Source organism: Pseudomonas sp. 43mfcvi1.1 (genome assembly GCF_900115935.1).
GTDB classification, from domain to species: domain Bacteria; phylum Pseudomonadota; class Gammaproteobacteria; order Pseudomonadales; family Pseudomonadaceae; genus Aquipseudomonas; species Aquipseudomonas bijieensis.
Map to the genome: position 1 here is coordinate 175,410 of NZ_UETT01000006.1, position 21,743 is coordinate 197,152.

Below are 21,743 nucleotides of genomic sequence, written 5' to 3' on the forward strand. Positions count from 1 at the left end.
CGGGCCAGATATGAAAATCCCACAGCCGCCTGCGAAGCGACTGTGGGATCGGTGCAACAAGCGGTCGCGTTACTTGATCCGCTGGCCCGGCTTGGCGCCGCTGTCGGGGCTCAACAGGTAGATTTCCTCACCACCGGGGCCTGCCGCCATCACCATGCCTTCGGAGATACCGAAGCGCATTTTGCGTGGCTTGAGGTTGGCGATCATCATCGTCAAGCGGCCTTCAAGCTTGGCGGGGTCCGGGTAGGCACTCTTGATGCCGGAGAACACGTTGCGTTGCTCATCGCCAATGTCCAGGGTCAGGCGCAACAGCTTGTCGGCGCCTTCGACGGCCTCGGCCTTGACGATCAGCGCCACGCGCAGGTCAACGGCAGCGAAGGCGTCGAAGTCGATTTCCGGCGACAGCGGGTCCTTGGCCAGTTCGCCGTTCCCGGCCGGCGCGCCGGTATCGGTCTGGCTGGCGGCCAGGTCTTCCTTGGAGGCGTCGGTCATGGCTTGCACCTTGGTGGCGTCGATGCGAGTCATCAACGGCTTGAACTCGTTCAGCTGATGGTTGCTCAGCAGCGTCTGGTGATCGTTCCAGGTCAGCGGCGCGACGTTGAGGAACGCCTCGGCATCGGCGGCCAGCAGCGGCAGCACCGGCTTGAGGAAAATCACCAGCTGGCGGAACAGGTTGATGCCCAGGGCGCAGATCGCCTGGACTTCGTCCTGCTTGCCTTCCTGCTTGGCCAGCGACCAGGGCGCCTTGTCGGCGATCCAGGCATTGGCGCGATCGGCCAGGGCCATGATTTCGCGCATGGCGCGGGCAAAGTCGCGGCTCTCATAGGCTTCGGCGATGCTTGGCGCGGCGGCGAGGAAGGCGTCGGTCAACTCCGGCGCGGCATTGCCCGCAACCAGGACACCGGCGTTGCCTTTGTGGATAAAACCGGCGCAACGGCTGGCAATGTTGACTACCTTGCCTACCAGGTCGGAGTTGACCTTCTGCACGAAGTCTTCGAGGTTCAGGTCCAGGTCATCGACGCCACGGCCGAGCTTGGCCGCGTAGTAGTAGCGCAGGTATTCCGGCGACAGGTGGTCCAGGTAGGTCCGGGCCTTGATGAAGGTGCCGCGGGACTTGGACATTTTCTGGCCGTTGACGGTCAGGTAGCCGTGGACATTGATGCCGGTCGGTTTACGGAAGCCCGCGCCTTCGAGCATGGCGGGCCAGAACAGCGCATGGAAGTTGACGATGTCCTTGCCGATGAAGTGGTACAGCTCGGCGGTGGAGTCCTTGCCCCAGAACGCATCGAAGTCCAGCTCCGGCGTGCGGTTGCAGAGGTTCTTGAAACTCGCCATGTAGCCGATCGGTGCGTCCAGCCACACGTAGAAATACTTGCCGGGCTCGTCGGGGATCTCGAAACCGAAGTACGGCGCATCGCGGGAGATGTCCCACTGTTGCAGGCCGGCGTCGAGCCATTCGGCGATCTTGTTGGCCACGGCGTCCTGCAGGGTGCCGCTGCGGGTCCAGGCTTGCAGCATCTGCTGGAAGTCCGGCAGCTTGAAGAAGAAATGCTGGGAGTCCTTGAGCACCGGTGTGGCCCCGGAAATCGCCGATTTCGGGTCCTTCAGGTCGGTCGGTGCGTAGGTGGCGCCACATTTTTCGCAGTTGTCGCCGTACTGGTCCTCGGTGCCGCATTTCGGGCAGGTGCCCTTGATGAAGCGGTCGGCCAGGAACATTTTCTTTTCCGGGTCGAAATACTGGGTGATCGAACGGGTGGCAATGTGCCCGGCGTCACGCAGCTTCAGGTAGATCTGGCTCGACAGCTCGCGGTTTTCTTCGGCGTGGGTGGAGTGGAAGTTGTCGAAATCCACCAGGAACTCGGCAAAGTCGGCGCTGTGTTCAGCCTGGACGTTGGCGATCAGTTGTTCCGGGGTGATGCCTTCCTTTTCCGCGCGCAGCATGATGGCCGAACCGTGGGCGTCGTCGGCGCAGACATAAATGCATTGGTTGCCGCGATGCTTCTGGAAGCGCACCCACATATCGGTCTGGATGTATTCCAGCATATGGCCGAGGTGAATCGAACCATTGGCATAGGGCAGGGCGCTGGTGACGAGGATCTTGCGTGGCTCGGACATGGGGCTCGGCTACTTGATGAAACGGAGGTCGGCCACTATAAAGCGCCGGGAAATATATTTCACCCCACTGGCCTGTTTCCGGATGCGTTGTTGGGTGCGGTATAGACACAACCTGTGGCGAGGGGATTTATCCCCGCTGGACTGCGCAGCAGTCCCAAAACATTCGAACCTGACCAGTCTGATTCACCGAAGCGCCAGGTTTTGGGGGCGCTTCGCAACCCAGCGGGGATAAATCCCCTCGCCACAAAAGGTGTTCGCACCGCGGTAATCGGGTCGCCACAACAGCATGCGCGGCGTAGGATAGCGGCCTGTTTTCAAGTCTTGCTATCGGAGTTGCCCATGAGCGCCGTCAATCGCGCAGCGGTGGAAGCCGTCCTTCGCCAGTACACCGACCCCTACCTGAATCAGGACCCGGTCAGCGCCGGATGCGTGCGCACCATCGACATTCAGGGCGATCGCGTCAGCGTCCAGCTGGAAATCGGCTACGCCGCCGATCTGTTCAAGAGCGGTTGGGCGCAAATGCTGCAAATGGCGATCGAGTCCCTGGACGGTGTAGCCAGCGCCAAAGTCGACATCACCAGCGTGATCGCTGCTCACAAGGCCCAGGCGCAGGTACCGGGGCTGGCGAACGTCAAGAATGTCATCGCCGTGGCCTCGGGCAAGGGCGGCGTGGGCAAGTCCACCACCGCCGCCAACCTGGCCCTGGCCCTGGCCCGTGAAGGGGCCAAGGTCGGGATTCTCGACGCGGACATCTACGGCCCGAGCCAGGGCATCATGTTCGGCGTGGCCGAGGGCACCCGGCCCCAGGTCAAGGACCAGAAGTGGTTCGTGCCGATCCAGTCCCATGGCGTGGAAGTCATGTCCATGGCCTTCCTGACCGACGACAACACGCCGATGGTCTGGCGCGGGCCGATGGTTTCCGGTGCCCTGCTGCAACTGGTGACGCAAACCGCCTGGGGTGACCTGGATTACCTGGTGATCGACATGCCGCCAGGCACTGGCGATATCCAGCTGACGCTGGCGCAGAAAGTCCCGGTGGCCGGGGCGGTGATTGTCACCACCCCTCAAGACCTGGCCCTGCTGGACGCGCGCAAGGGTGTGGAAATGTTCCGCAAAGTGAACATCCCGGTGCTGGGCGTGGTGGAAAACATGGCCGTGCACATCTGCTCGAACTGCGGGCATGCCGAGCATCTGTTCGGCGAAGGTGGCGGGGAAAAACTGGCGAGCCAGTACGGCGTCGAACTGCTGGCCTCGCTGCCGTTGTCGATGCTGATCCGCGAACAGGCCGACGGCGGCAAGCCCACGGTCATCGCCGAGCCGGACAGCCAGATCGCCATGGTCTATCAGGAGCTGGCCCGCCATGTGGGCGCGCGGATCGTGTTGCAAGAGGCCGCATCACCGGCGATGCCGAACATCACTGTCAGCGACGATTGATGCTGCACAGCAATTTGAGCAGCTAACCAGGCTGCTCCTTTGAAATGCAATCCCTTGTGGGAGCGAGCCTGCTCGCGATAGCGGTATATCAGCCACATCAAGGCTGACTGACCTGACCTGACGCGATCGCGAGCAGGCTCGCTCCCACATTGATTGTGTGCAGGTTCTTAGATCCGCAACCCGCCATCCATCTCCAGGATCCGACCGGTGTAATAGTCGTTCTCGAAGATGTACGCCGCCGAATGAGCAATCTCCTCGGGCTTGCCCATGCGCTTGAGCGGAATCCCCGAGGTCATTTTTTCCAGGGCTTCGGGCTTCATGCCCAGGGTCATCTCGGTTTCAATGAAGCCCGGTGCGATGCCGGCGACACGGATGCCGTAGCGTGCCAGCTCCTTGGCCCAGGTCACGGTGGCGGCGGCCACGCCGGCCTTGGCGGCCGAGTAGTTGGTCTGGCCGACATTGCCGGCGCGGGAAATCGACGAGATATTGATGATGGCGCCACTGTTTTTCAGCTCGACCATTTTCGCCGCCACTTCACGGGTGCACAGGAATACACCGGTCAGGTTGACGTCGATCACGGCCTGCCACTGGGCCAGGCTCATCTTGGTCATTTCGCCGTCCTTGACCTTGAGCAGCAGGCCGTCGCGCAGGATCCCGGCGTTGTTGATCAGGCCGTGGATCGCGCCGAAATCCTCGGCCACCCGAGCAACCATGTCGGTCACTTGTTCTTCATTGGCGACGTTGCACAGGTAGGCACGCGCCTCGACACCCTTGGCTGTGCAGGCGGCAACGGCCTGGTCGAGTTTTTCCTGGTTGAGGTCCACCAAGGCGAGTTTCGCGCCTTTCCCCGCCAGATACTCGGCCATGGAGCGGCCCAAACCCTGGCAACCGCCGGTGATAATGATTACTTTGTCGGTGAGTTGCATTCTCATGTCCAGATGGCGCAGCGGTGAAGGGGACCTTTTGGGAGGCCTCTCGATTTGCGACGGTGTAGCCCGGCTGCACACGAGAACTGTCCCATAGGCGTACCGGAACATTACTCCAGTCGCCTGACCGTTTTCTAGACGGATTTCATAAAAGGAGTCATAAATTGAGCGTTGAAGCTGCCAAGAATGCCCGGGAACTGCTGCTCAAGGAATACCGTGGAGTGCTCGCCACTCATTCCAAATCCATGCCCGGCTTTCCGTTCGGTTCCGTCGTGCCCTATTGCCTGGACGAACAAGGCCGGCCCCTGATCCTGATCAGCCGCATCGCCCAGCACACGCACAATCTGCAAAAAGACCCCAAGTGTTCGATGCTGGTAGGCGAGCGCGGTGCCGAGGATGTGCAGGCCGTGGGGCGCCTGACCTATCTGGCCGAGGCCCGGAAACTCGAAGACGGCGCCGCCATCGAGGCTGCCGCCGAGCGTTACTACCGCTATTTCCCTGACTCGCAGAACTACCACAAGGCCCATGATTTCGATTTCTGGGTGCTCGACCCGGTGCGCCATCGCTACATCGGCGGCTTTGGTGCCATCCACTGGATCGACCAGCTCACCCTGGCCAATCCCTTCGCCGGCAAAGCCGAAGCCAGCATGATCGAGCACATGAACGCCGATCACGCCAAGGCCATTGCTCATTACGTGGAGTTGGCCGGCCTGCCGAAAAGCGAACCGGCGCAATTGGTAGGCATCGACAGCGAAGGCATGCACCTGCGTATCGGCCAGGGCCTGCATTGGCTGGCGTTTGCGACGCCTTGCAACACGCCGACACAAGTGCGCGAAGCCTTGGTTTATCTGGCTCACGCCGAGCAATGGCCGAAAAATGCGCAAGTCGACGCTTGAATTCACGAAAGAACGACGTCATTTAGGTTTTCATAGCAAGGCATTCTTGCGTTGAGGAACCATTTGATGCGCCCTTTTTTGTTGCTCTTTCTGCTGTTCCCAGTGTTGGAGCTGTTCGTATTCGTCAAGGTCAGCGGTGCGATCGGGTTTTTCCCGGCGCTGCTGCTGGTCATTCTCGGCTCGATGCTCGGCGTATTCGTGCTGCGCATTGCCGGTCTCGCCACAGCGTTGCGGGCTCGTGAAAGCCTGAACCGTGGCGAGCTGCCAGCCCAGACCATGCTCGAAGGCCTGATGCTGGCCTTGGGTGGCGGCCTGTTGATCCTGCCAGGCTTTATCAGCGACGTAGTGGGCCTGGTCATGCTGTTGCCATTCACCCGTCGGATGCTGGCCAATAAAATGCGTCAGCGCGCCGAAGAGCAGGCGATGCGTCAGCGGGCCTTTGCCGATGACCTGCAACCCCGTGGTGGTCCGGCCCCGCGCCAGCCTGTAGGGCGCGAGCCCAATGTGATCGAAGGCGAGTTCGAACACCGGGATTCCAAGTAAAACCCTCGATACGGCGCCTTCGGGCGCCGTGTTCGTTTTGGCTGCGCGAAGTAAAAAAATTTCTCCCCCCGCCCTTGTAATCCACTTGTACGCCCTTATGTAACGGTCACCGCAAGGTTTCCGGTGGTGACACCGGACAGACTTCCGCGGTTCGACTGACGAACCGCACCCGGCTCTGCCGGCTTTGTTAAACCCGCCGGGACTACACCGGCCGATGAAAACCACAATTAGGAGAGATCGACAATGAAGCTTCGTCCTCTGCATGACCGCGTCGTCGTCCGTCGCAGCGAAGAAGAAAAGAAAACCGCTGGCGGTATCGTCCTGCCAGGTTCGGCTGCTGAAAAGCCAAACCAGGGTGAAGTCCTCGCTGTAGGCCCAGGCAAAGCACTGGAAAACGGTGAAGTACGTGCGCTGTCCGTGAAAGTGGGTGACAAGGTTGTTTTCGGCCCTTACTCCGGTAGCAACACTGTGAAAGTTGATGGCGAAGACCTGCTGGTTATCGGCGAGAGCGAAATCCTCGCTGTTATCGAAGGCTGATTCCCCGCTCATTTTTCCGCGACTACAAAGTATTTAAGGAATATCGATCATGGCTGCTAAAGAAGTTAAATTCGGCGATTCCGCCCGCAAGAAAATGCTCGCCGGTGTCAACGTCCTGGCTGACGCAGTAAAAGCGACCCTGGGCCCGAAAGGCCGTAACGTGATCATCGAGAAGAGCTTCGGCGCTCCGACCATCACCAAGGACGGCGTTTCCGTAGCCAAGGAAATCGAGCTCAAGGACCGCTTCGAAAACATGGGCGCGCAACTGGTCAAGGACGTTGCCTCCCGTGCCAACGACGACGCCGGTGACGGCACCACCACCGCTACCGTCCTGGCTCAATCGATCGTCAACGAAGGCCTGAAAGCCGTCGCTGCCGGCATGAACCCGATGGACCTCAAGCGCGGCATCGACAAGGCGACCATCGCCATCGTCAAGGAACTCAAAGGCCTGTCCAAGCCGTGCGCTGACACCAAGGCAATCGCCCAGGTCGGCACCATCTCCGCCAACTCCGACAGCTCCATCGGCGACATCATTGCCGAAGCCATGGAAAAAGTCGGTAAAGAAGGCGTGATCACCGTTGAAGAAGGCTCGGGCCTGGAAAACGAACTGTCGGTTGTTGAAGGCATGCAGTTCGACCGTGGCTACCTGTCCCCGTACTTCGTCAACAAGCCGGACACCATGACCGCCGAGCTCGACGGCCCGCTGATCCTGCTGGTCGACAAGAAGATCTCGAACATCCGCGAAATGCTGCCAGTGCTGGAAGCCGTTGCCAAAGCCGGTCGCCCACTGCTGATCGTGGCCGAAGACGTTGAAGGCGAAGCCCTGGCGACTCTGGTTGTGAACAACATGCGTGGCATCGTTAAAGTCGCAGCCGTCAAGGCTCCAGGCTTCGGCGATCGTCGCAAGGCCATGCTGCAGGACATCGCCGTACTGACCGGCGGTACCGTTATCTCCGAAGAGATCGGCCTGAGCCTGGAAAGCACCACCCTGGAGCACCTGGGTAACGCCAAGCGCGTGATCCTGTCCAAGGAAAACACCACCGTGATCGACGGTGCCGGCGTCGAGGCTGATATCCAGGCTCGCGTTACCCAGATCCGCGCCCAAGTGGCCGAAACTTCGTCCGACTACGACCGCGAGAAACTGCAAGAGCGCCTGGCCAAACTGTCCGGCGGCGTTGCAGTGATCAAGGTTGGCGCCGGTTCCGAAGTTGAAATGAAAGAGAAGAAAGCCCGCGTTGAAGACGCCCTGCACGCCACCCGTGCAGCCGTTGAAGAAGGCGTGGTACCTGGCGGCGGCGTGGCACTGGTTCGTGCCCTGCAAGCCATCAGCGAACTCAAGGGCGACAACGATGACCAGAACGTCGGCATCCAGTTGCTGCGTCGCGCTGTAGAAGCTCCTCTGCGCCAGATCGTTGCCAACTCCGGCGACGAGCCAAGCGTTGTGGTCGACAAGGTCAAGCAGGGTTCGGGTAACTACGGTTACAACGCTGCGACCGGCGAATACGGCGACATGATCGAAATGGGTATCCTGGACCCAGCCAAAGTGACTCGTTCGGCCCTGCAAGCGGCTTCGTCGATTGCCAGCCTGATGATCACCACCGAGGCGATGATCGCTGAAATCAAGGAAGACGCTCCAGCTGGCGGCGGCATGCCAGACATGGGCGGCATGGGTGGCATGGGCGGCATGATGTAAGCCAGCCTTACCCCTGTAGCGAAAAGCCCCGCCTGCGAAAGCAAGCGGGGTTTTTTATTGCCTTGGATTTATCTCAGGCTTGAAATTGCACCCATCTGTCTCTGTGGGAGCAAAGCTTGCTCGCGATCGCAGTGGGTCAGCTTGCCAGGATGCTGACGCTGCCCTCGCAATCGCGAGCAAGCTTTGCTCCCACAGGGTTTGTCCGGGGGCTTTCAGGCATTGACCGGATGAGTGACGGCCACACGCTCAGATGTAGAGGCCGGTCGGTACAGGATGTAGTAGTAACACCCCAGGCAAATCAGCCAACAGAACACCGCAGTCCACACGTTGTGGGAAAAGAAATGCGCCCCTTGCATCATCCGACCCAGGGAAAACACCGTTCCCAGCGTGAAGGCGAGTACCAGGGCCCGGCGGGCCAGGCGCGGGCGGCGGTCGCGCAGCACGAAAAACAGCGCAAACAAGGTGAACCCGGTGGCGGCATGACCGCCGGGCCAGCATCGGCCGGGTTTGTCCGTGGCCGGGCGTGGGCTTAGCAGCTCACTGTAGGTTTCCTTGCCTCCGAACTCCTTCAAACTCCAGGGGCATTGCACCGCCGTCACCGCTTTCATCGGTGTGACGAAGGACGTCGCCAGGGCCAGGGACAGCACCAGGCAACCCAGTTCGCGTTTGAATGGCTTGAGCCGGGCGACGAAAAACGAACTGATAAACCCGAGGATCGCCAGGACGGAAAAGGCGATGACGACTTGTTTTGCCCGGTCATGGAGGATGTTTTCCAGAAAGTAGCTGTGGCGCCCGATGAAGTCGCCGGTGGCCGGGTCATAGAGCAATCGGGCCAAATCCATGTCCAGATCGGTCCACTCCAACAAAATCAGAGTAATTGCCACAACGGCGGGAATTGCGAGGCACAACCAGAAGTTCAGCGGGCGAGGCGTGGGGCGTAGAACGCTTGATGGCATGACAGATCCTGAACCAAGAAAGCGCCCCAGGGCATCAGCCTGGGGCAGTTCGATTAACGTTTGCTGACTTGCTCGACACCCTCCTTGGGTGTTCTCCAGCCAAGCAGCTGTTGCTTGAAGCCATAACTGGCGGTTTGGTAATACGTAATGGCGCGACTGATCAGAGGGTCTGTGTTATCTGCCCGGGATTCGCGACTTTCGGTCAGCGCATCGTCATGCCGTCGCAGGCCTTGGCGTGGACTGAGGATTGCCAGATCCTTGCCGTCGAACAGGCCCAGATGTTGATAATTGCCTACGACGACGCGGGGCGGCAACGGGTTGTCCTGTAGCAGATTGCGACCGAAGAACGTCGACTGGTAATCCATGTTAAGCAAACCGAGCAAGGTGGGTGCGAGATCGATCTGGCTGGCCAACTGGCCGCTTTCCCGCGGCTCGATCAGCTTCGGCGCGTAGATGAACAGCGGGATCTGATAATTGCTGATCGGTAGGTCTTCCTTGCCGGCGCTGCCGGCGGTATGGTCGGCCACGAAAACGAAGATCGTGTTATCGAACCACGGTTTTTGCCGTGCCTGTTCCAGAAACTGACCAATGGCGTAATCGGTGTATTTCACTGCCCCATCACGGCCATTGCCGGACTTGATGTCGATCCGATTATCCGGATAGGTGTAGGGACGGTGATTGGACGTGGTCATCAACTGCAATAAGAATGGCTGCTGCCTGGCGTAATTGCTATCGGCCAGTTTCAACGTCTGTGTGTACAGATCCTCGTCGGCCATGCCCCATGCATTCTTGAAGTGGATCTCGGATTCATCGACGCTGCTTTGATCGACGACCCGATAGCCATTGCCGCTGAAAAACGCGTTCATGTTATCGAAGTAACCGCGCCCGCCGTACACAAACACACTGTCGTAGCCGACTGCGTTCAATTGCTGGCCAAGGCTGGCGAAGCCGCTTTCCCGGCCAATGCGCTTGACGATCGAGCGTCCCGGGGTAGGCGGAATAGCCAGGGTGATGGCTTCCAGGCCTCGGTCGGTGCGGGTGCCCGTAGCGTAGAAATTATTGAAGTACAGGCTCTGTTGGCGCAAGGCGTCCAGATTGGGTGTCAAGTTGCGTTGGTCGCCGTTGCTACCCAGGTATTTGGCGCTGAGGCTTTCGATGGTCACCAGCACGATGTTCGGTGTACGGGCGGTGCCGGGGTTGTCGATCATTCGGCGGATATCTTGCGGATCCTCACCGATGAAGCGCGCATGGGGCTCGCTCAGTTCGGCACGTATCTGCTGGGCGACGGTGGCCGGGGCCAAGTGGCTGTAGAACTGTTCATAGTCCAGTTCGTTGTTACGAAACGCCGCGAAGAACTGATACGGGCCGTTGCTCGCCAGTTCGTTCCGATAGGCATTGCCGCCCTGAGCGCGTGGCGCATCCTGGCTGAGCAATTGCAAGCTCAGGGCCGCGACAGCCAGCAGGCCTGATGCACTGAGCAGGCGCCCGCGCAAGGGTGGCAATGGCGCGGCCAGCGCTGCATTGAAAGGTTTGCCCAAAGCCAGGCTCAATCCCACGGCCAGTACCGCGAGAATCGTCAGCAGGGTGCCGATTGGGTACGATTCCAGCACGTTGTTCAGCACTTCATCGGAATAGACCAAGTAGTCGACAGCGATGAAGTTGAAACGCACGCCGAATTCATCCCAGAACAGCCATTCGGCGACGGCGGTGAACAACATGACGAATACGCTGACTGTCAGCAGCCCCCGAAGAAACCAGCGGTGACCGCGACGACGCCATAGGGCCGGAGGGCAAAGCAGCAAATACAGCCCCATCGGCAAAATTGCATAGGCAAGAAACCCTAGGTCATACAGCAAGCCGGTGCCAAACACGGAAAACGCGACACCTCCAGCCTCATCCAAGTGAGTGAGCAGTAGAAAGGTTCGGGTCAGGAGAAACACCACCAGCCAGGCGCTGGTGATCAACAGCAGAAAGCGCATGGGCGCTGCTTTGATAAAGTCCATTTACTACTTTCCTTATATATCAATCCGATAGCGCGAGAGTGTTGCTCCTTCACTGTAGTCAGGGTGTGAATCGATAGTGAAAAAACTATAAAAAACTGATGGGTGGTAGGTGTCGATTTTCCGCAGCCTCCAGCCCTAGCCCTGAATCGGCATTGGCCGTAAGCTGCGCGGGCCAAGATGGCCGTTAACCGTATACGCAGGAGATGCCCATGCGAATTCTATTGGTTGAAGACAACCGCGACATCCTGGCCAATCTGGCCGATTACCTGGGGCTCAAGGGCTATACCGTCGATTGTGCCCAGGACGGATTGTCGGGGTTGCACCTGGCTGCTACCGAACACTACGACTTGATCGTGCTCGACATCATGCTGCCAGGCATCGACGGCTATACCCTGTGCAAGCGCCTGCGCGAAGACGCCCGGCTCGATACGCCGGTGATCATGCTCACCGCCCGGGATCAGTTGGACGATCGTCTGCAGGGCTTCAAATCCGGTGCCGACGATTACTTGATCAAGCCTTTCGCCTTGTCGGAACTGGCCGCGCGGATCGAAGCCGTCATGCGTCGTGCCCAGGGCGGTGGTCGGCGTGCCTTGCAGGTGGGCGACCTGAGTTACGACCTCGACACCCTCGAAGTGACCCGTGAAGGCAAGCTGCTCAAGCTCAACCCCGTAGGCCTGAAGCTGCTGGCGGTATTGATGCAGAAAAGCCCCCACGTGCTGCGCCGGGAAATCCTCGAGGAAGCGCTGTGGGGCGATGATTGCCCGGACAGCGACAGTCTGCGCAGCCATGTCCACCAACTGCGCCAGGTGATCGACAAACCGTTCGACAAGCCGCTGTTGCACACCGTGCACGGCGTGGGTTATCGCTTGGCCGAGGGCCGAGATGGAGTTTAAGCAGAGCCTTGCCCAACGGATCATCATCGCTTTTGCGCTGATGAGCGCGTTGGTGGCCGGGGCATTCGCCATGGGCATCGTGGCGACGGTCCACCTGGTGGAGGAAAAGCTGATTTCCGCCGGGCTTGGGGGCGATCTGCAACGCCTGCTGCTGATGGACAGCGTCTCGGACTGGAACCATCGCCCGGAACCCGACCAGTTGTTTTATTTCAGCGGCGGCCCGGGCGACTTCGAGTTGCCCAAGGACCTGCGGCATCTGGAGCGTGGTTTCCACGAGGTGTTTCGCGAACAGTTGTCGTATCACGCCATGGTCGAGATCGTGGACGGTCGGCACTACGTGTTGCTGCAAGACCAGAGCGACTTCGAAGAGCGCGAACGGGTGTTGTTCGCCGTGGTGCTGGTGGGCTTTGTGCTCAGCCTGGCACTGGCGGTATTTCTGGGCTGGGTCCTGGCACGCCGGGTGATGGCCCCCGTGGTTCGCCTGGCCCGGCAGGTGCGCCATCGCGACCAGCTCCTCGGGCTCGCCCCGCCGCTGGCGCCGGATTACGCCGCCGATGAAGTGGGCGAACTGGCCGTGGCGTTCGACGCGACACTGGGGCGGTTGCGCCAAGCCTTGACGCGCGAGCGGTTGTTCACCAGCGACGTAAGCCACGAGTTGCGCACACCGTTGATGGTCCTGGCGACCTCCTGCGAACTGCTGCTGGAAAACCCGGCCCTGGATCAGCGCGGCCGCACACAGGTCGAGCGCATTAACCGGGCCAGTGAAGAAATGCGTGAGCTGGTGCAAACCTTCTTGATGCTCGCCAGGGCAGAGCGTGAAGACAACGGCATGTCACCTCGACTGGCCCTTGCCCAAGTGGCTGAAAACCTCCTCGGGGTGTGGCGTGGTCCCATCGAATCCAAAGGCTTGACGCTGATCTTCGAGCCGGGGCAAACCCTCGACACCCTGTATAACGCCACCTTCCTGACCGCCGTCATGGGTAACCTGCTGCGAAACGCCTTGCACTACACCGACCAGGGTTTCATCCGCCTCTCGTTGACCTCCACCGGATTCGTGGTCGAGGACAGCGGTGTGGGCATCCCGGAGGAGAAGCGCGAGGCGATGTTCGAGCCGTTCGTGCGTGGTAATGAAAAGCGCGGCGAGGGATTGGGGTTGGGGTTGTCACTGGTGCAACGGATTTGCGAGAACCAGGGCTGGACGGTGAGTCTCAGCACGATGGAACCCAACGGTTGCCATTTCGAGGTGGAATTGAATCCGATGGTGTGATCACCAATACCGGAAAAGTCTTGTAAAGATTCGGTCATTTACATGACAAAGTTTTCACAAAGCGATGACCTGACCCTGACATGTCAATTCATAAGGTGGGGGCTATTCAGACAGGGAGGCCCCCATCAATGCCCGATCCCATCAAGCTTGATTTTTCCGAGAAATACGACGAGCAGCATGCCCAAAGATACTTTCAAAAGCATCGAAGCAATTTGAGTCGTCGCCTTTCCAATCAACGAGACCAGCAACTGGCCCGCCGTGCATTAGCCCTGGTGGGCGACCCTGGCCTGGTGCTGGACTTGCCCTGCGGTGCCGGGCGATTCTGGCCCTTGTTGGCCGAAAAGCCGAACCGGGTAATCATCGGCGCGGACAATTCCGAAGCCATGCTCAAAACCGCAATGGAGTCTCAACCGGTCGATGTCGTGAAACGGGTACAACCCTTGCACACTTCTGCGTTCGACATTGCTTTGCCTGATAGCGCCGTTGACAGCATTTTTTGCATGCGCCTGCTGCACCACATCGGTGAACCCGCGCATCGACTGGCGATTCTTAAGGAATTCGAGCGCGTTACCCGTGATAGCGTGATCGTTTCATTATGGGTCGATGGCAATTTCAAGGCCTGGAAACGCAAGCGGCAGGAACGTACTCGTGGGCAAAAAGGCTACCAGAATCGATTTGTGTTACCGGTTGCTACAGTAGAGGATGAGTTTCGGCAGGCAGGGTTTCGCATTCAGGAACGACTGGATTTTCTACCGCTCTATGCCATGTGGCGAGTTTATGTATTACGCAAGAGGTAAGGGCATGGGTGTACAGGTAGCAGGGACATCAACGATTCTGCTCGACGACTTCGAACATTTCTGGAGTCAGCAGGGTGAATGGGTGGAAGAACCCAATGTGCGTCGCGGCGGTGAAAGCGGTGTGCAACGAATCAAGAGCAAGGACGGCAAGCTGCTTTATGCCAAGCGTCAGACCGGCCATATTTATCGCAGTTGGCTGCACCCGTTCGGTAGACCGACCGTGCTGCGGGAGCAAGACGCACTCCTGGCGTTGACCCGTCTGGGTGTCCGTGTCCCCAAACTCATTTTCTGTGGCGCCCAGCGGGACCCGATTCACAAGTGGCGCGCGCTGCTAGTGACCCAAGCGCTGGAAGGGTTTGAAGAGATCGAGCACTGGTATGCCGCAGGTGGTCGCGAGCGTCATGGCGAAGCGGTGCATGATCAAATCCTCCTGGCACTGGCGCAAAACCTGGCCCGCATGCACAAGGGGCGTTGGCAACATGGCTGTATCTACATCAAGCACGTCTTTGTGCGCGTGACCGGAGAAGGTGAGGCGGCCAAGGCCGAAGTGGCTTTGCTCGATTTTGAAAAGTGTCGCCAGCGCCTGACCGCCCAGCGTGCCGCGTCCCATGACCTCAAGCAGCTGCGGCGCCATTCGTCGTTCAGCGATGCCGATTGGAAAAAACTCGTCTACTTTTATGAGGCGGCGTTTGGCAGCGCTATCAAAGGTTTATAGCGATGAAACTAGAAATTGCTAGAGGTTTGTTTTTAGTCGGAGCCCTGGCAGTTGCATCGATGGCGGTGGCTGTGTGGGAACAGCCACGCTCGCAGATCCTCAGTGCTTCGAATGCTGATGCGCATTGCCCTTTGCCGCGCGTGGCAAAGGCCAGCGAGGCGATCCGACCGGACAATGATCTGCTGCTGTTCATGTTCAGCCTTTCCCAGGGGATGAGGCCGCAAAGTTGAGAGACATGAAGCCAAAATAAAGGCCTCGCTTGTGCGAGGCCTTTATTTTCTGACTGCAGAAAAACCATTGTGGCGAGGGGATTTGTCCCCGTTGGATTGTGGGAGCAAAGCTTGCTCGCGAAACGCCCGCCCCGATTCCTGGAAGACCGCATCACCTTCATCGCGGGCAAGCCTTGCTCCCACAGTATCCCTCGCCACAGGTGTCCACTTCAGGCCTTGTCCGGCTTGGCCAGCAGCGTGTAGACGCAGGGCAACACGAACAGCGTGAACAGGGTGCCAATCGACATCCCGGTAGCGATCACCGTACCGATGTCGAAACGGCTCACAGCCCCGGCGCCCGTGGCGAGGATCAGCGGCACCATGCCGAACACCATTGCCGCAGTGGTCATCAGCACCGGTCGCAGACGAATCGACGCGGCTTGTTCCACGGCTTCGCGCGGCGTCAGGTTCTGCTCCCTGCGCAACTGGTTGGCGAATTCGACAATCAGGATCCCGTGCTTGCTGATCAGGCCAATCAGCGTCACCAGGCCCACCTGGGTGTAGATGTTCATGCTCGACCAGCCGAGGAACAGCGGAATCAAGGCGCCGCAAATCGACAGCGGCACCGTCACCAGGATCACCAGCGGGTCCCGGAAGCTTTCGAACTGCGCGGCCAGCACCAGGAAGATGATTGCCAGGGCCAGGGCAAAGGTCACCCACAACGCGCTGCCCTCCTGTACGAATTGGCGCGAAGCCCCGGCGTAATCGAAGGCGAACCCTACCGGGGCCTCCTCCCGGGCTATCTGGCGGACGGTCTCGATGGCCTCGCCCATGCTCACGATGGGGAAGCCTGAAATCGTCACCGCATTGAGTTGCTGGAACTGGTTCAGTTGTCGCGGTCGCGCCCGGTCGCTGACCTTGATCAGGGTCGACAGCGGTAGCGATTCACCCTTGGCATTTTTCACGTAGTAGTTGTTCAACCAATCCGGGTTGTCCCGGAAAGGACGCTCGACCTGGGCAATGACCTTGTAGCTGCGCCCCTCGAGGGTGAAGCGGTTGATCTCGGCTTCACCCAACAGTGTCGCCAGGGTGCCACCCAGGTCCTGCATCGAAACGCCCATCTGGGCAGCCTTGGCGCGATCGATATCCACCACGACCTCGGGCTTGTCGAACGCAAGGTCAATGTCCATGAAGGCGAACTTGCCGGATTCCAATGCACGCTTTTTGACCCGGTCGGCAATCTCCAGCAGCGTCGCGTAGTCCTTCGGCGAGTTGATGACGAACGCGAACGGCAAGCCTTCGCCGGTGCCTGGCAGCGAAGGCAGGTTGAAACCGAATATCTGCAAGCCAGGCACGCTTTCCAGCTTGGCCTGGACCTCTGGCAGGATTTCCATCTGGGTGCGGCTGCGTTCGTTCCAGGGTTTGAGCAGGAAACCGCCGATACCCGACTGCACGCCGTTGTAGCCATTGATCTGGAACGAGGAGTAGTACTCCGGGAACTCCTTGAAGATGGTAATGAAGTGATCGGTGTATGTGTTCAGGTAGTCGAGGTTGGTTGGCTGCGGGGCGTTGGCCATCATGAAAATGATGCCCTGGTCCTCGTCGGGGGCCAGTTCGGACTTGGTGAACATGATCAGCACCGGAATCAGCAGCAGGACGATCACCGCGAACACCAGCACCACCGGCCGGGTGTTGAGAGTGCCGTGAAGCATGCGCTGGTAACGGCTCTTCAAGCGTTCGAAGACCGTGTCCAGCCGATGAGCCAGGCCCGAGGGGTTCTCGTCGTGGCGCAGGAGCATGGCGCACATCATCGGCGACAGGGTCAGGGCGACGATCCCGGAGATCACCACCGCCCCGGCCAGGGTCAATGCGAACTCCTTGAACAAAGCGCCCGTCAGGCCCTGGAGCAGGCCGATCGGTGCATACACCGCCGCCAGGGTGATGGTCATCGAGACCACCGGCATGGCAATTTCCCGGGCACCTTCTATCGCGGCGTCGAACGGGGTCTTGCCTTCCTCGATGTGCCGGTGAATGTTCTCCACCACCACGATGGCGTCGTCCACCACCAGGCCGATGGCGAGCACCATGGCCAGCAGTGTCAGGAGGTTCATCGAGTAGCCCATCAACTGCATGAAGAACATCACGCCGATCATCGACAGCGGGATGGTCACCACCGGGATGACCACCGAGCGCAGGGCCCCGAGGAACAGGAACACCACGACGATGACGATCAGCACCGCCTCGAACAGGGTTTTCACCACTTCGTCGATGGAGGCCTGGATGAACAGGGTGGCGTCGTAGGCGATCTCGGCCTTGAGGTTGGTCGGGAGCTGGGCCTCCATGTCCGGCATGATCTTGCGCACTTCCTTGATCACATCCAGCGGGTTCGCGCCGGGCGTGGCCTTGATCCCGATGTACACCGAAGGCGTGCCACCAAAGGAACTGATGGTGTCGTAGTTCTCGGCGCCCATTTCCACGCGGGCCACGTCTCGCAGCAACACGCGGCTGTCGCCGTCGGTCTTGAGCGGGATCGCGGCGAAGGCCTCGGCGGACTTGAGTTCGGTATTGGCGTTGATGCTGGTGACCACATACTCGCCTTTCACTTCACCGGCAGCGGAGAGGAAGTTGTGCTGGCGCACGGCATTGGTCACGTCGGCGGCGGTCAGGCCGAAGCCGGCGAGCTTGACCGGGTCCAGCCACAGGCGCATGGCGAAGACCTGGTTGCCGAGGATCTCCGCCTCGGCCATGCCCGGCAGCGTCGCCAGTTTGGGCTGGACCACCCGTGACAGGTAGTCGGTGATCTGCGGGTTGTTCAGTTCCTTGCTGAAGAAGCTGATGTACATCAGTGCCGAGGCGTCGGCGGCCTCGCGGCTGAGAACGGGGTCCTCGGCGTCCTGGGGCAACTGGTTCTTGACCTCGTTGGCCTTGGCCAGCAGTTCGGTAAAGAGCCGGTCGCTGTTGGAGCCGATACGGGCGTAGACCGAAATCACCGAGAAATTCTGGCGACTGACCGAGGTCATGTAGTCGATGCCCTCGGCGCTGGCCAGGCTTTGCTGCATCGGCTGGGTAATGTAGCCCTGGATGGTTTCGGCGTTGGCCCCGGGGTAGGCGGTGGTCACCGTGATCAGGGCGTTCTCCATTTGCGGATACTGGCGCAAGGGCAACTTGCTCCAGGCCTGGAAGCCCAGCAGCACGATCAACAGGCTGACCACGGTGGCGAGCACCGGACGGCGGATGAATGGATCGGTAAAAGCCATGAGGGTTCCTTGATCAGTCCGCGCGCGGCGGGCTGTTCTGTTCGGTCAGGGTCTTGTCGTCGCTGATGGCGATGGGCGTACCGTTGTCGAGTTTGATCTGGCCGGCGATCACGACTTGTTCGCCACTCTGCACGCCTTTGGAAACCAGCACTTGGCCGTCACGTCGTTCGCCGGTTTCAACGAAGCGCCGTTCGGCGATCAGGACCGGCTGGCCCTTGTCGTCTTTCTCGACATTGCCGTCGGCGGCTTTCTTCTGGCTTACCACGTACATGGAGTTGCCGTAGAGGGTGTAGGTCACGGCGCTTTCCGGCACGACGATTCCGGCGGCCACCTCCGGCAGGATCACCTGCAGGTTGGCGAACATGCCGGGCAGCAGCTTGCCGTCGGGGTTGGCCAGGGTGGCGCGCACCAATACGTTGCGGGTGCTGTCCTCGACCTTGGGGTTGATCGCGCTGATGGTGCCGACGAAGTTCTGCCCGGGATAGGCCGAGACGCTGACGTTGACCGGTTGGGCAACGGCGAGCCTGGGCACGGTTTGCTCAGGGACGTAGAAGTCCACATAAAGGCTGCTGAGGTCTTGCAGGGTGGCGATCACCGTGCCGCTGGCCAGGTAGTCGCCGACGTCCACCTGGCGAATGCCGATGGTGCCGCTGAACGGCGCCAGGATGTGTTTCTTGGCCAGTGACGCCTTGAGTTGATTGACCGTGGCCTGGTTTTTTTTCAGTTGCGCCGAGAGCCGGTCGAACTCGCCCTTGGAGATCGCCTGGCTGCCCACCAGTTGTCGGCCGCGACCGAAATCCAGTTGCGACAGGCCAAGGTCGGCCTCGGCGGTTTCCAGCAGGGCGCTTTCGACGTCGCTGTCCAGTTGCAGGAGTGGCTGGCCGGCCTTGACCTTCTGCCCGGACTGGAATTGCACCTTCTGCACGGTCCCGGCAGTTTCCAGGCTCAGGTCCACGCCTTGCAGCGCCTTGAGGCTGCCAACGGTGGGCAGGCGAGCCTCCCAGGGTTGCTGGGCGGCCGTGGCTACGGCAACGCTGACCGGTGGTTTGGGGGCAGAAAACATCTGGATCTGCTGGTAGACGGAGAAGGCCTTGTAGCCGGCGAGCAACAGCACCACCAGCAGGACAACACCCAACATGATCAGCATGCGGCGTCGCAGCATGTTCCACTTCCTTGGAAAAGAGCTGAGGGAAAATACAGATAGGCGGGCACATTACTCCGAGTGTGCGGGGGATTCCAGATGCTGGCGGGCTGGCAATGCGTGGGATTTTTCCGAAAAATCAGGGAGCTCGGCGCCGATGCGCTTCGCTCCCTGGCTCAGGCCAGATGCAAATGGTTGTCCCAGAGCCCTGCCGGTAGATCCAGTGGTTTTGCAACCAGTTGTGTCTGTCGGCAATCGTAATAGCGGCAGCGTCCTTGGCCCGACGTCACGACGAAACCATCGGCCACCGCGCCTACGCCAGCGCAGTCCGGCAGCGGTGCGTCCAGGCGTACGTCGCCACTGTCCAGGTCCCAGATGAAGAAGCGGTTGCCACGAGGGGCGGTCAGGGCCACCAGGCGCAAGTCGCTGTGCACGGCGACGCTGGCGGTGTAGTGCCCCATGGCCTGCAATTGCTCTTCAGGCACCGGGAACGCCTGGAACGGTTGGCCCGGCCGCTTGATCGCCACCAGTTCCGACGACTCGTGGGCAGCGCCCATGAACTGCTGGCCGGAGACGATGGTGCCGTCGCTGGCTATGCCCAGGTGGCGCACGCTGTTCATCGACTGGGCGAGGGTTTCCTTGCTCAGCAGGGTGCCATCGCGTTGCATCAGCACCAGGCTCGGCTCCATGGCGTCGAGGTTCATTTCGACCCGGCTTTCGGCCTCGGTGCGAATGCCGCCGTTGGCGATCACCAGCGTTTCGCCATCGGGCATCCATGACACCTGGTGAGGACCGATGCCATGGGTGGAAATCTCGCCGCTGTGCACCAGCCGCTCGCCTTCGAAACGGTATACGCCCAACAGCCCGCGTCCCGGGTCGGTGGTGTCGTTCTCGGTGGCATACAGCCACTCGCCGCTTTTGTGGATCACCGCGTGGCCATAGAAATGCCGGTTCGGCAACGAGGTGATGGTTTGCAGCAGCGACCCGTCGCGCAGATCGATCAGATAGCTTTCGGTGCCTGGACGACGGGCGACGAACAGCGCAATCGGCAGTGTCGGATGGTTGATGATGTCATGGCAACGCTGGCCGACCTGGGTGGCGAACACCCTCGTGCCGTCCAGTCGATAGCCGACGGCGTAGTGCTTGCCGTCGCCATCGTCCCGTGCCGAAAGCAGTAGCGGACTCTTGTCCTTTTGCTTGAACAGCGTCCAGCCGCCCAGGGTAACGGCGCCGAGCAGCAAGCTGCCCAGTGCCAGGACCTGACGTCGAAACATGATCAGTCACCGTCGTTGGCGTTGAAGCCCAGTTGAATGCCCAGCGCCTTGGCCAGTTCGCCTTCGTGCAGGCGATGGACGACGTTGAGGCTGTCATACAAATCGTTGAGTTGCTGGCGCCCGGCATCGTCGTTGAGCATTTCGGTCAACGAGCGCTGGCTGCTGGCGAACAATTTCAACGAGGCATCGTAGGCGGCATCGATCTTGTCGACCAGTGGTTTCTGGTCGCTTGGCAGCAGGCCGCGCAGGCCCTTGTTGTCCACGCCGGCCCAGACGGTCCTGGCCGCGCTCAGGCTGGCCTCCAGGCCTTGCAACGACGACTGGCTGCGCCAGGCATCGGCCTGGAACGGTTGGGGTACGCCTTTGCTCTGGCGGCCCATCGGCGTGCCGAGCTTCTTCTTCAGCGTGTCCAGGGCGGTGACCTGCACACGCAGCAGGTCGGCGATGGCCTCGTGGGAATCGGCGTAGCGCTGGTTGGGGAACTTGCTCATCTGGGCGAGCATGCCGTCGTTGGTGTTCCAGCGCGACAGGATCTCTTCGGCCAGTTGTTTCTGGCGTTCGCCGATGGCGGTGAGCAGTGGGCAGTACTTGGCTTTTTGCGCACTGTCGGCCATGTCGATCTTGGCGTCGAACAGCAGGTATTCATAGGCCGAGAGGCCCTGGACCACGACGCTGGACTTGGCCAGGCCGGCGGCGTCGATCTGTGGCTCGCTGTTGACCAGTTGCTCGACCTGGCGGCCCACCAGGTTTTTCTTGTCCGGCCAGAACTGCACCTGCCAGGCGCGGTTGCCCTCGGCCAGCGGACCGATCAGCAGCGGTTGCAGCTCGGCCCAGGCTTTTTGCGCCTTGAGGAAGTCGGCGCGGGCAGTTTCCAGGTTTTCCTTGCCTTGGCAGAACGCCAGGGCGCTGCTCGCCAGTTGCCGGTCGGCATCGACCCAGCGGCTGTAGGTCGGCAGGATCACTTGCTTGGCGATGGCGGCCGAGGTGACGGCTTGCGGATCCTGGGGCGAGCAGGCGCCAAGGGCGATGGCGGCGAGGCTGGTGAACAACAGCTTGGGACGGAACATGTCGTGCTCCCACTTCTGGA

General features: G+C 60.3%; 18 protein-coding genes. 10 read left to right on the top strand and 8 right to left on the bottom strand.

Annotated elements, in window-relative coordinates:
- Positions 1–69: 69 nt before the first annotated feature.
- Entirely contained in the window at positions 70–2,115 is a 2,046-nt protein-coding gene (gene metG / locus DTP52_RS13810; RefSeq protein WP_109753856.1) for a methionine--tRNA ligase, read from the bottom strand.
- A 339-nt stretch (positions 2,116–2,454) separates the two neighbouring features.
- Here metG and apbC point away from each other — a divergent pair, with 339 nt between their 5' ends.
- The gene (gene apbC / locus DTP52_RS13820) at positions 2,455–3,549 is read left to right on the top strand and encodes an iron-sulfur cluster carrier protein ApbC (protein WP_109753857.1); all 1,095 of its coding nucleotides are present in this window, start codon (positions 2,455–2,457) and stop codon (positions 3,547–3,549) included.
- 167 nt (positions 3,550–3,716) lie between these two features.
- Here apbC and DTP52_RS13825 read toward each other — a convergent pair whose 3' ends face one another.
- A complete protein-coding gene (locus tag DTP52_RS13825; protein ID WP_109753858.1) occupies positions 3,717–4,475 on the bottom strand; it encodes an SDR family oxidoreductase in 759 nt (252 codons plus the stop codon).
- Positions 4,476–4,639: 164 nt separating this feature from the next.
- Here DTP52_RS13825 and DTP52_RS13830 point away from each other — a divergent pair, with 164 nt between their 5' ends.
- From DTP52_RS13830 to groL, 4 genes are all read left to right on the top strand, one after another.
- A complete protein-coding gene (locus DTP52_RS13830) occupies positions 4,640–5,371 on the top strand; it encodes a HugZ family protein (RefSeq protein ID WP_109753859.1) in 732 nt (243 codons plus the stop codon).
- Between the two features lie 66 nt (positions 5,372–5,437).
- A complete protein-coding gene (locus DTP52_RS13835; RefSeq protein WP_109753860.1) occupies positions 5,438–5,914 on the top strand; it encodes an FxsA family protein in 477 nt (158 codons plus the stop codon).
- A 243-nt stretch (positions 5,915–6,157) separates the two neighbouring features.
- Positions 6,158–6,451, top strand: coding sequence for a co-chaperone GroES (locus DTP52_RS13840; protein WP_003178744.1), 294 nt, complete (start codon positions 6,158–6,160; stop codon positions 6,449–6,451).
- A gap of 49 nt (positions 6,452–6,500) precedes the next feature.
- Positions 6,501–8,144 (top strand): chaperonin GroEL, encoded by a 1,644-nt coding sequence (gene groL, locus DTP52_RS13845; RefSeq protein ID WP_109753861.1) that lies wholly within the window; start codon positions 6,501–6,503, stop codon positions 8,142–8,144.
- Between the two features lie 212 nt (positions 8,145–8,356).
- Here the strand turns inward: groL and DTP52_RS13850 are convergent, their stop codons facing one another.
- The gene (locus tag DTP52_RS13850; protein WP_109753862.1) at positions 8,357–9,100 is read right to left on the bottom strand and encodes a phosphatase PAP2 family protein; all 744 of its coding nucleotides are present in this window, start codon (positions 9,098–9,100) and stop codon (positions 8,357–8,359) included.
- A gap of 53 nt (positions 9,101–9,153) precedes the next feature.
- Positions 9,154–11,103 carry an LTA synthase family protein gene (locus DTP52_RS13855; RefSeq protein ID WP_109753863.1) on the bottom strand — a complete coding sequence of 650 codons (1,950 nt, stop codon included), beginning with the start codon at positions 11,101–11,103 and terminating at the stop codon, positions 9,154–9,156.
- Between the two features lie 209 nt (positions 11,104–11,312).
- On the opposite strand from DTP52_RS13855, the gene colR reads away from it, so the two are divergent.
- The 5 genes from colR (at position 11,313) to DTP52_RS13880 (ending at position 15,005) form a co-directional block, all read left to right on the top strand.
- Positions 11,313–11,996: a two-component system response regulator ColR gene (colR, locus tag DTP52_RS13860; RefSeq protein ID WP_109753864.1), complete on the top strand. Its 684-nt coding sequence runs from the start codon at positions 11,313–11,315 to the stop codon at positions 11,994–11,996.
- The gene (locus tag DTP52_RS13865) at positions 11,986–13,263 is read left to right on the top strand and encodes a HAMP domain-containing sensor histidine kinase (RefSeq protein ID WP_109753865.1); all 1,278 of its coding nucleotides are present in this window, start codon (positions 11,986–11,988) and stop codon (positions 13,261–13,263) included. Before colR ends, DTP52_RS13865 begins: the two co-directional genes overlap by 11 nt.
- A gap of 128 nt (positions 13,264–13,391) precedes the next feature.
- Positions 13,392–14,060: a class I SAM-dependent methyltransferase gene (locus DTP52_RS13870; RefSeq protein ID WP_109753866.1), complete on the top strand. Its 669-nt coding sequence runs from the start codon at positions 13,392–13,394 to the stop codon at positions 14,058–14,060.
- 4 nt (positions 14,061–14,064) lie between these two features.
- On the top strand, positions 14,065–14,775 hold the full coding sequence (locus DTP52_RS13875; RefSeq protein ID WP_109753867.1) for a lipopolysaccharide kinase InaA family protein: 711 nt from the start codon (positions 14,065–14,067) through the stop codon (positions 14,773–14,775).
- 2 nt (positions 14,776–14,777) lie between these two features.
- Positions 14,778–15,005, top strand: coding sequence for a hypothetical protein (locus tag DTP52_RS13880; protein ID WP_109753868.1), 228 nt, complete (start codon positions 14,778–14,780; stop codon positions 15,003–15,005).
- 209 nt (positions 15,006–15,214) lie between these two features.
- Here the strand turns inward: DTP52_RS13880 and DTP52_RS13890 are convergent, their stop codons facing one another.
- The 4 genes from DTP52_RS13890 to DTP52_RS13905 all read right to left on the bottom strand — a co-directional run bounded on the left by DTP52_RS13890 (position 15,215) and on the right by DTP52_RS13905 (position 21,723).
- Complete coding sequence (locus tag DTP52_RS13890) at positions 15,215–18,241, bottom strand: multidrug efflux RND transporter permease subunit (RefSeq protein WP_109753869.1); 3,027 nt, start codon at positions 18,239–18,241, stop codon at positions 15,215–15,217.
- A gap of 13 nt (positions 18,242–18,254) precedes the next feature.
- On the bottom strand, positions 18,255–19,403 hold the full coding sequence (locus tag DTP52_RS13895; protein ID WP_109753870.1) for an efflux RND transporter periplasmic adaptor subunit: 1,149 nt from the start codon (positions 19,401–19,403) through the stop codon (positions 18,255–18,257).
- A 155-nt stretch (positions 19,404–19,558) separates the two neighbouring features.
- Entirely contained in the window at positions 19,559–20,656 is a 1,098-nt protein-coding gene (locus DTP52_RS13900; RefSeq protein WP_109753871.1) for a DUF1513 domain-containing protein, read from the bottom strand.
- A 2-nt stretch (positions 20,657–20,658) separates the two neighbouring features.
- Entirely contained in the window at positions 20,659–21,723 is a 1,065-nt protein-coding gene (locus DTP52_RS13905; protein WP_109753872.1) for an imelysin family protein, read from the bottom strand.
- Positions 21,724–21,743: the final 20 nt, after the last annotated feature.